At 40.1% G+C, this 1,374-nt stretch carries 7 tRNA genes; all 7 read right to left on the reverse strand.

Annotated features, from left to right (window positions below):
- Positions 1-82 precede the first annotated feature (82 nt).
- A tRNA-Gly gene (locus MJG50_RS21955) sits at positions 83-156 on the reverse strand.
- Positions 157-174: 18 nt separating this feature from the next.
- A tRNA-Pro gene (locus MJG50_RS21960) sits at positions 175-251 on the reverse strand.
- 8 nt (positions 252-259) lie between these two features.
- Positions 260-336, reverse strand: a tRNA-Arg gene (locus MJG50_RS21965).
- A gap of 81 nt (positions 337-417) precedes the next feature.
- Positions 418-504: transfer RNA gene (locus tag MJG50_RS21970), tRNA-Leu, on the reverse strand.
- Between the two features lie 31 nt (positions 505-535).
- Positions 536-616: transfer RNA gene (locus MJG50_RS21975), tRNA-Leu, on the reverse strand.
- A gap of 64 nt (positions 617-680) precedes the next feature.
- Positions 681-756 (reverse strand) — tRNA-Lys (locus tag MJG50_RS21980).
- 38 nt (positions 757-794) lie between these two features.
- Positions 795-870: transfer RNA gene (locus MJG50_RS21985), tRNA-Gln, on the reverse strand.
- Between the last annotated feature and the right edge of the window lie 504 nt (positions 871-1,374).

Consider the following 1,374-nt stretch of genomic DNA (forward strand, 5'->3'; position numbering starts at 1 on the left):
ATTGATTGCTCAATAAAATGTTATCTTGATTAAACGTTGACGCTTGTATTGTGTTTAGTTTTCAAAGAGCTAATAATTAATTTGGAGCGGGTGATGGGAATCGAACCCACGACATCAGCTTGGAAGGCTGAGGTTTTACCATTAAACTACACCCGCATGTTCAAAACGTTCTACTGGTCGGGAAGACAGGATTCGAACCTGCGACCCCTTGGTCCCAAACCAAGTGCTCTACCAAGCTGAGCTACTTCCCGTTTTAAAATGGCGCGCCCGAAAGGAGTCGAACCCATAACCTTCTGATCCGTAGTCAGACGCTCTATCCAATTGAGCTACGGGCGCATTTGCTATTTAGTTAAATTAGCGACTTTTCTATAATAACATCTTATCATCATTAATGCAAGTGTTTTTTAAAAACTTTTTTGGTGCGGCCGAGAAGACTCGAACTTCCACGGGGTCAACCCCCACTAGGCCCTCAACCTAGCGCGTCTGCCATTCCGCCACGACCGCCTGAAAGAAATCCTACTAAATCAATTATAAGTGCGGGTGAAGGGACTCGAACCCCCACGTCAAAGACACTAGATCCTAAGTCTAGCGCGTCTGCCAATTCCGCCACACCCGCATATATGGAAAGTTATTTTGCTAGCGCAAATCAATGAAAGTTATTTTGCTGAAGCAAAAAACTTTGGTGAGCCATGAAGGATTCGAACCTTCGACCCTCTGATTAAAAGTCAGATGCTCTACCGACTGAGCTAATGGCTCATAATGTGAATTATGATTGTTTAAGTATAATTAAAAAATGGCTGGGCTAGAAGGATTCGAACCTTCGCAATGACGGAATCAAAATCCGTTGCCTTACCGCTTGGCTATAGCCCATTGAATAATCATCATGCAATTTCTTCTTCGATTAAGCAACATGAATCAACATCGCAGAAATAATTGTGGGGAATTTCGTTTAGAAATTTCACGGAATTATTTCGACATTACTAAATACTACTTAAATCTAGATAGTATTTGCTCTCTAAGAACACATGTGATTTTTTACGATTTATTCCTATTACATAGCACTTAACACCGCAAGAGAAAATATCACGAAATTTCGTCGACACACTAAGTACAATTTGAATCTAAATAGAACCTATTCAATATGAACTCAAATCAACTTACATGAGAGGATATTTTAGAAATATCGTCGTCTTGCAAATAATTTGTTTTTTTGATCAGTTAACTTCACCAGATGTTTCTCATCTCTTACAGAAAAACCATCCACATTAACTTGTGCAATTCAATCTAACTTTAACCATCTTTTTTCAAAGGTTATATTTAATGGTGGAGGATGACGGGATCGAACCGCCGACCCCCTGCTTGTAAGGCAGGTGC

This window comes from Fredinandcohnia quinoae (assembly GCF_022427965.1).
GTDB lineage: Bacteria > Bacillota > Bacilli > Bacillales > Bacillaceae_L > Ferdinandcohnia > Ferdinandcohnia quinoae.